Source organism: Hufsiella ginkgonis (assembly GCF_009834915.1).
GTDB classification, from domain to species: domain Bacteria; phylum Bacteroidota; class Bacteroidia; order Sphingobacteriales; family Sphingobacteriaceae; genus Hufsiella; species Hufsiella ginkgonis.
In genome coordinates, this window is record NZ_WVHS01000003.1 from 937126 (window position 1) to 945557 (window position 8432).

Sequence of the window (8432 nt, forward strand, 5' to 3'; positions counted from 1 at the left end):
AGTAGTGGTCATCATTGAAGTACAAAAATACTTACAGCAATATTACCTAGCTGCACTTGGTGAAGAAACCTTTAACGAGTTGCAGATAGCTTCACTAAATGGCCGGCTAACTATACAAATAGAAAAGTCTCGGCTTGATAAGATAGAAGAGCAGGCAGTATCCAATCAAAAATTACTGCAAGATATTAATCGAACCGCAGACCTCAACAACCTCGAAATCAAGTATGAGGCAGAAGGAAATGTCGACTTGGTGATAGAGTTTTATGAGCAGAACGTCGCTGTTGGACGGCCAGCTATGCACGCTTACGACCGGCTCGTAACTATTTACCGTAGTCAAAAGCGATATGATCACGAGATAAGAGTTATTAAGGCTGCAATTAAGGTGTGGAATCGAGAAAACGAACTTAGGTTTAGAACGGCGATTTTTGATCCGGGAAACATTCACATCATATCTGAGATTGAGGTTGCGTACCAAAATTGTGAACCATTTAGGCGAGCGGATGGTCGCTTCGCTTACCACCCCTATCCTGTTGCCAAATACAGTAAACGCCTGCAGAAAGTTCGCGTTATGCATGATAAGGTCAACAAATAAATTTGAATATGGAAAAGAAACCAAGAGTTCTCACACTTCCTCCAGGATTCAAGCCTGGTGATAAACTAATCGTTCCCCACGAAATGAGTTTCCGGATCGAAGTCCGCCAGTCCGACATGAAAAAAGCGCTGGCCAATGGCGAGCTCGGCGATTTCTTTACCCCGGATCTACCGGGCGATAAGCAACTCAACTGATATGGATAACGCCAGGTACCGGAGATGGGAGAGAACGATCGAGGATCTCCATAAGAAATGTGACGAAGATGAGATGGTAGCCGGCGGATGGGATATGCAAATGAATTTGGTAACTGCGGAAATCAACCTTATTAATGGCATGGTCCATGCAACTTGGCCCATTGATCATAAGGAACGCGGCGCCGGCGACGTTCGATTGATGACACTCTGCTACAAGTTGTACCGGCTTCGCGAAAACATTGTACTCACACTGGCTCAAAAGTAATGGCTATTAATACCGACCTTATTAAACGCTTCCGATCGTTCCGGAAAAAGTATGTGGGAACACAAAAGGATGCGAGCGAGCTGCTGAATGTTTCGATGAAGCATGTCAGCAACATTGAGACCGGAGATGTCAGCATAAGCCTCGACATTTTAAGCGTGCTTGTGAAGAAGAAGCAGCTTAATCCAACATGGTTCTTTGACGGTACCGGGTCACCAGTAAGGAACGTGAAAGAGGACCGGAAGCTCATTCATGACGTTTCTGAATTGAGAAGCGATATCGATCTCATCATAGCTACAATAAAAGACATGCAAGGCCAAGTGAGGCTGATAGCTTTGGCTGTCGATCAGCAACTTAAACCCAATAAAAGACTGTGAGCGAAACTGACCGACTGGCTGACAAAAGCCCAGATTCCGCTGAAAAGAAACGGCGTTTAAAGCGTAAAAACGGCGTTTTGAAGGTAGTAAATGATAAAAGTGCTGGTTCGAATCTCTCCGGGTCCACTTGTTTAAGTAGCCTAAAAACAAAAGCCTGCGGATCAAATGATTGCAGGCTTTTGTTTTTTAGGCAAAACATCAATTATGCACTATTTCGGATCAAGGTGAATTTCCGGGGGGTAGATTTGGTTGTTAGCTATCAGCATTCAGCCTGTGAAGTATACCTATAAGATAAGTAATATCTAGCATTTACAGCTTCGCTGCTAATATTTTTTCCCTTAACTTTGTGCCTTAACCGGCAACATGATCCACTTTTTCTCAAACGAAGCGAATACGGTTTTCGCCGTACACAAAGAACTTTCCCTGACCTCTTCCGACATCCAGAAATTAAGCTGGCTTTTTGGCAACGCTAAAGCGGAAGAAGCCGACGCGCTCGACGGCTTTTTTATTGGTCCGCGTGCCGCTATGGTTACACCCTGGAGCACCAATGCCGTGGAAATCACCCAGAACATGGGCATTGAAGGAATTACCAGGATCGAGGAGTTCAACAGGGTGGATGCTGACTTTTCGGCTTTCGACCCCATGCTGTCGCAGAAGTATGCCTCACTGGGGCAGGAGATCTATACCATTCGTCACCAGCCCGAACCCATCCTCGAGATAGGCGACATCGCGGCGTATAACCGCCAGGAGGGCCTATCGTTAAGCGACGATGAGGTAGCTTATTTAAACGGGTTGTCGCAAAAGATTGGGCGGAAGCTCACGGATTCCGAAGTATTCGGTTTCTCGCAGGTTAACTCCGAGCATTGCCGGCACAAGATCTTTAACGGTACCTTCGTAATCGACGGGCAGGAGCAGCCGGTCTCCCTCTTTAAGCTGATCCGCAAAACCTCCGAAACGAATCCCAACGGTATCGTTTCTGCCTATAAAGACAATGTAGCCTTTGTAAAAGGTCCGGTGGTGCAGCAATTCGCACCGAAACGGCCGGACGTGCCCGATTATTACGAACTAAAAGCGTTCGAATCGGTGATCTCCCTCAAAGCTGAAACGCATAATTTTCCCACCACGGTAGAGCCCTTTAACGGTTCGGCAACGGGCGCGGGGGGCGAAATCAGGGACCGCCTGGCGGGTGGACAGGGTTCTGTTCCGCTCGCAGGGACGGCGGTTTATATGACCGCTTTATCACGCCTGGCAGCAGACCGCCCTTGGGAAAACGGGGTTTCTGAGCGAAAGTGGCTGTACCAGTCGCCCGTCGATATCCTGGTAAAAGCCTCTAACGGCGCATCCGATTTTGGAAATAAGTTCGGTCAGCCGCTCATTACCGGTTCTATTCTCACCTTCGAGCACCAGGAACAAGGGAGAACGCTCGGCTATGATAAAGTGATCATGCAGGCCGGCGGGATCGGCTACGGGAAAGCCAGCCAGGCACAAAAGAGCAAGCCATCGGTAAACGACAAAATCGTGATACTTGGCGGCGATAACTACCGCATCGGTATGGGCGGAGCAGCGGTTTCATCGGCAGATACCGGCGCCTTTGGTTCGGGTATCGAACTGAATGCCATCCAGCGCTCAAATCCCGAGATGCAGAAACGTGTGGCCAACGCCGTTCGCGGGATGGTAGAGAGCGACCGGAATGCGATCGTTTCCATACACGATCACGGCGCGGGAGGGCACCTGAACTGTCTTTCGGAGCTGGTGGAAGAAACCGGCGGCAGGATCGACCTGGATAAACTGCCGGTCGGCGATCCGACCCTGTCGGCAAAAGAGATCATAGGCAACGAATCGCAGGAGCGCATGGGCCTGGTGATCGGTGCCGCCGACCGCGAAGTGCTGCAGCGCATAGCCGATCGCGAGCGGGCCCCGATGTACACGGTAGGTGAAGTGACCGGCGACCACCGCTTTACTTTTCAATCGGCCACTACCGGCGTAAAGCCGATGGATGTGGGGATGGCCGACCTGTTCGGTAACTCGCCGAAGATCGTGATGCACGATAAAACGGTTGAACGTACGTACGCACCCGTTGCGTATCATTCATCGCTGCTGCGCACCTACCTTGAACATGTACTGCAGCTGGAAGCGGTTGCCTGTAAAGACTGGCTCGTAAATAAAGTAGACCGCTGCGTGGGCGGCCGTGTAGCCAAACAGCAATGTACCGGACCGTTACAGCTTCCGCTGAACAACTGCGGAGCCATGGCACTGGATTACGACGGAAAACATGGAATAGCCACGTCCGTAGGACATGCACCGCTCTCGGCCCTGATCGACCCTGCCGCCGGAAGCCGCAACGCCATGGCAGAAGCGCTTTCAAATATTGTATGGGCGCCGTTGAAGGATGGGCTGGAAAGCGTTTCGCTTTCGGCAAACTGGATGTGGGCCTGCAAAAACGAAGGCGAAGATGCGCGCTTATATGCGGCGGTAAAAGCCTGTTCGGAATTTGCGATTGATCTTGGGATCAACATCCCTACCGGGAAGGACTCGCTGTCAATGAAGCAGAAATACAAAGATGCCGAAGTGCTCGCCCCCGGAACGGTGATCATCTCCGCCGCAGGGCATTGCGACGACATTACAGGGATCATAGAACCCGTACTCCGGAAGAATGGCGGCGCTATCTATTACATCAACCTTTCCGGCGACCAGTACAAGCTCGGCGGATCTTCGTTTGCGCAGGTGCTGAACAGGATCGGTACGGAAACTCCCGATATCACCGACGCCGGCAACTTTAAGACCGCATTCAATACCTTACAGCAGCTGATCAAAGCCGGTTACATCCAGGCCGGGCACGACATTGGCAGCGGCGGCCTCATCACTACCTTGCTGGAGCTGTGTTTCGCCGACCGGGACCTGGGCGCAATCGTCGACCTCTCTCCACTCGGGGAAGCCGATCCCGTTAAACTGTTATTTGCCGAGAATATCGGGGTTGTTTTCCAGGCGGATGCAGCGGCAGAAGCGATCCTGGAAACCAACGGCGTTATCTTTCACAAGATCGGTACCGTAATACCGGAAGCATCGTTAACCGTGAAAAATACGGGCGGCGAGTGGACATTTCCCATTGACCAACTTCGCGATACCTGGTTTAAAACCTCGTATCTGCTCGATCAGAAACAAAGCGGCGCGGTTAAAGCCAAAGAACGTTTCGATAACTACAAAAAACACGTCCTGCACTATCGGTTCCCGGAAGGGTTTGACGGGAAAAGACCCGTATCGGATCCAACCAAACCGCGAATCAAAGCGGCCGTGATCCGCGAAAAGGGCAGTAACTCTGAACGTGAGCTCGCCAATGCCATGTACCTCGCCGGTTTCGATGTAAAGGATGTGCACATGACCGATCTTATTTCGGGCAGGGAAACCCTCGAAGATATCCGTTTTATTGGCGCAGTGGGTGGCTTTTCCAACTCGGATGTGCTCGGATCGGCCAAAGGCTGGGCAGGCGCTTTCCTGTATAACGAACAAGCACGCGTTGCGCTGGAAAACTTCTTTAAGCGTGAGGACACCCTGTCGGTGGGCATTTGCAATGGCTGCCAGCTCTTCGTGGAGCTGGGGCTGATCAACCCGGATCATGCCGAAAAGCCAAAGATGCTGCATAACGACAGTCATAAACACGAAAGCGGGTTTACTTCGCTTACCATACAGGAAAACAACTCGGTGATGTTGTCTGGACTGGCCGGCTCGACACTGGGTGTGTGGATCTCGCATGGCGAAGGAAAGTTCAAGTTCCCGTATGCGGAAGACCAATATGGCATTGTAGCGAAATATGCTTACGAAACTTACCCGGCCAACCCGAACGGGTCGGATTACAACACGGCGATGTTATGCGATAAAACCGGTCGTCACCTGGTGATGATGCCGCATATCGAGCGGTCCCTGTGTGCATGGCACTGGGCGAACTATCCTGAAGGACGTAAGGACGAGGTATCACCGTGGATAGAAGCATTCTTGAATGCAAGGCGGTGGCTGGAAGCCAGGCAGCGGTTGGTTAAAACACCTTAATCTTCAAACCAACTTCGAAGTCGCCGTTGGCATAGGAGCGGATGGCAGCGGTTTCTGTAGTGTATAGCCCGGTAAAGGTGATGTTGCCGAAGTTGACGCCGGCGCCTACCGTGGTGCTCTGGCTGCTGTGGTATACCCCCATGATGTTGAACAGCTTACCGCCAAACCCGATGTTTACACCTGCGTCCCAGACGTTTTTGTACCCGTTCACGCCGCGGAAACAGACCTTCGGCTCTACGGCAAAACTTGGCTCCTCGAAGGAGTCGGTAAAAGAAAGCCGGTAGCTGGCAGCGACCATGTAGGTTGGCACGTCTGCTTCCAGCCCGGAATCGTCTCTTTTAAAGAAATTCTTTATATTGGGTATGGCGCCCTGCACCGTCAATCCCGACCCGGAATAGGCAATGCCGGCATCCCCATCGAGGTAGTTTCTTCGTGCGTTATAGTCGCCTACTTCAATATCGGTCGGATCCCCCTTAATGCGGTTACTGTTGATGTGGTCGGACAGCATTCCGAACGATGCACCAAAACTCAGTACCCGCTGTTCTCCATCTACGACGCCCTCATCAGAATCGAATACCAGGTGATAAGCGAAGGTGCCTACAAGTCGCGTGCGGCTTTCGAGCCCGGCCTTGTCGCTGTTAAAGTTCAGGCCGACGCCAAGGTTGCGGCTTTGGGGTCCGTATTCGATGGTAACTGCCTGCGTATTCGGGGTGCCCGGGGTAGCGGAGAACTGGTTGCGGTAACCCAGGTTGGTAACCAGGCCCGCTTCCAGGCCAGCCATGGCGGGATTAAGCTGGTATTGATTCTGGTAATAAACCGCGCCAAAAGGATTAAGTTGTGCGTTGGCGCCGATACCGGTGACCAGCAACGCCGCTGCCAGGAAGAACAATAACCGGTAAGGCGTCATTTAACCCATTTTTTTGACAGGATGGTAATAAACCCTTTGTAGGTTCCGCCTACCGGCCCGAGATTAACCACGTAATAATAGGTGCCTGGCGCCAGTGGTGAGCCGTTAAAGGTGGCATCCCAATCGTTTTCATAGCCCGCTTTGCTAAAGACTAACCGGCCCGCGCGGTCAAATACCTTCACCCAGTTGTTGGGAAACAGGGCGATATCCTTAATCACCCATTTGTCATTTACACCGTCGCCGTTCGGGGTCATCAGGTTTACGGCGTTCAGTTCTTTAATATCTTCGGTAGTGATAGTGATCGATTGCTGGCTGGTGCAGCCGGTGGCGCTCGTAGCGGTTACCGTATAAGTGGTGGTAGCCGCCGGTGTGACGGTAAGCGAGGCCATATTTTGTGGCCCGGTGACGCCGGCCGCATTGGCCCATTGATAAGTCGCCCCGCCCGAAGCGGTTAACGTGATGGTAGCCCCTTTGCTTACGGTGGCCGTTGGCGTGCTGTATATAATGCTGATTACTGGCGGAGTATAAATTAATACGTTAATGTCGCGCAAAAAAGTATCCGTTCCGCCGTTTGCGGTCCCGCCGTTATCAGTCACTTTCACGGTGATCACGGCTTTGCCGGAAGCCCCTGCCGCCAGCGCATAACTTATGATGCCACTGGCTACCGATAGTTGGGTAAACATGGCAGGTACGGAAGCAGCTATGGTAACGGATGTGGTCTGACCACTTTCGGGCCCGCCCGAAATGCCGGATAAAGCGATTTTCTGTACCGTGGTAACCGGGCAAACGGACTGATCGGGCACCGCCGCAAGCGTAGGCGCTTCATTTACATCAACCAGGCTGAGTGTGAACGCACGTACCAGCGGAACGCCGTTTTTATCTGTAGACCGAACCAGGACCTTATACGTCTGTTGTTGCTCAAAATCCAGTGAACGGCTGATCTTTAGCTGGTTACCGGCAATACTGAACGCCCCGTTATCCTCGCCGCCGGCACCCTGCGCAAGGCTGTAAGCGAAGGATTCACCGGGTCTGTTTACCAGCGGTGCGATCGTTGCAACCACGGTACCTGCAGGTTGGTTTTCGAAAAACGATAGCTGGGTAAGGGTGATCGGCGCATCGGTTGCCGGTAAAATGGTGAGCGTACCGTTTACATAAGTGATCTCGTAATTGGCCGCCGCTGCATCACCGATATTGATCGGGTAGCTTCCCTCCAGGGAAAACAGGCTTGCCGTGGTCGATAGTACGGGTTGTTTGCTGAGCACCAGGTTGGTTTCTCCGGTAGCAAAGCCGCTGTACATGGCGGTAAATGCCGGTTCGAATGCGCCGAACGGACGTGTTTTATTTTCGGCGGTGATGGTAAGCGGCCGCTTACCGATCACCAGGCTTGCGCCGGTAAACGACAGTATATAATTCCCATTGATGGCGAAATTGCCCTGGCTGATCCCGTAGTTACCGGTATTTGAGCCGGGGTTGCGGCTGAGCGAGCCTGTAAAAGAGTCGCCTTTAACCAGGCTTCCGTTGGATATCATATAAGTGAACGGGGGGGCCGGATCGCCATAGACCTTGGTTTTTGCCTCGGCGGTAACAGCTATCGCTCGTTTTCCGATGGTGAGCTCAGCCCCGGTAAAAACAATCAGGTAGTTGCTGCTAAGCGACAGGTCTCCCTGCCTGATGGTATACCGGCCAACAGGTTCACCGTTATCGCGGGTAAGCGAGCCTGTAAATTTATCGCCATTAACAGGGCCTCCTGCTGGTGTGGTGTAGGTGAGGGTGGGATCGGCATCACCATATATTTTTGCCTTTGCCTCCGCCTTTACGGCTACGGTCCTGGGCGTGACGGATAAATCGGCACCCACAAAAACTACCTGGTAATTGCCCCCTCCGTTCAGCGAGCCCTGGTTGATGGCGTGATTACCAATGTCCTCACCGGCAGCACGCGAGAGGTCGCCCGTAACCTTCTCAGAGCCCACAAGACCGGTGACCACGTAGGTGAATGAAGGATCAGCAGATCCGTATACCTTAGTCTTGGCGGAGGCAGTTACCGTAATGCTTTTGC

The 8432-nt window shown here is 52.1% G+C and carries 7 protein-coding genes; 5 read left to right on the forward strand and 2 right to left on the reverse strand.

The genetic code is table 11. The features are described from left to right. Positions 1 to 4 precede the first annotated feature (4 nt). From GS398_RS16345 to purL, 5 genes are all read left to right on the forward strand, one after another. Positions 5 to 592, forward strand: coding sequence for a hypothetical protein (locus GS398_RS16345; RefSeq protein WP_160907845.1), 588 nt, complete (start codon positions 5 to 7; stop codon positions 590 to 592). An 8-nt stretch (positions 593 to 600) separates the two neighbouring features. After that, positions 601 to 786: a hypothetical protein gene (locus GS398_RS16350; RefSeq protein WP_160907846.1), complete on the forward strand. Its 186-nt coding sequence runs from the start codon at positions 601 to 603 to the stop codon at positions 784 to 786. Between the two features lies 1 nt (position 787). Then, positions 788 to 1051, forward strand: a complete 264-nt coding sequence (locus GS398_RS16355; RefSeq protein ID WP_160907847.1) for a hypothetical protein — start codon at positions 788 to 790, stop codon at positions 1049 to 1051. Continuing rightward, a complete protein-coding gene (locus GS398_RS16360; protein WP_160907848.1) occupies positions 1051 to 1425 on the forward strand; it encodes a helix-turn-helix domain-containing protein in 375 nt (124 codons plus the stop codon). Before GS398_RS16355 ends, GS398_RS16360 begins: the two co-directional genes overlap by 1 nt. 363 nt (positions 1426 to 1788) lie before the next feature. Next, entirely contained in the window at positions 1789 to 5469 is a 3681-nt protein-coding gene (gene purL / locus GS398_RS16365) for a phosphoribosylformylglycinamidine synthase (protein WP_160907849.1), read from the forward strand. Here purL and GS398_RS16370 read toward each other — a convergent pair. Together GS398_RS16370 and GS398_RS16375 are read right to left on the reverse strand one after the other, a co-directional pair. Next, complete coding sequence (locus GS398_RS16370; protein WP_160907850.1) at positions 5456 to 6376, reverse strand: PorP/SprF family type IX secretion system membrane protein; 921 nt, start codon at positions 6374 to 6376, stop codon at positions 5456 to 5458. The genes purL and GS398_RS16370 overlap by 14 nt on opposite strands. Further along, a partial coding sequence (locus tag GS398_RS16375; protein ID WP_160907851.1) for an MBG domain-containing protein occupies positions 6373 to 8432 on the reverse strand: 2060 nt, incomplete at its 5' end. The genes GS398_RS16375 and GS398_RS16370, both read right to left, overlap by 4 nt.

Excerpts from the sequence above, each read along its gene's own strand:
- GS398_RS16370 (WP_160907850.1), bottom strand. The coding sequence starts at position 6,376 with ATGACGCCTTACCGGTTATTGTTCTTCCTGGCAGCGGCGTTGCTGGTC.
- GS398_RS16350 (WP_160907846.1), top strand. The coding sequence starts at position 601 with ATGGAAAAGAAACCAAGAGTTCTCACACTTCCTCCAGGATTCAAGCCT.
- GS398_RS16355 (WP_160907847.1), top strand. The coding sequence starts at position 788 with ATGGATAACGCCAGGTACCGGAGATGGGAGAGAACGATCGAGGATCTC.
- purL (WP_160907849.1), top strand. The coding sequence starts at position 1,789 with ATGATCCACTTTTTCTCAAACGAAGCGAATACGGTTTTCGCCGTACAC.
- GS398_RS16360 (WP_160907848.1), top strand. The coding sequence starts at position 1,051 with ATGGCTATTAATACCGACCTTATTAAACGCTTCCGATCGTTCCGGAAA.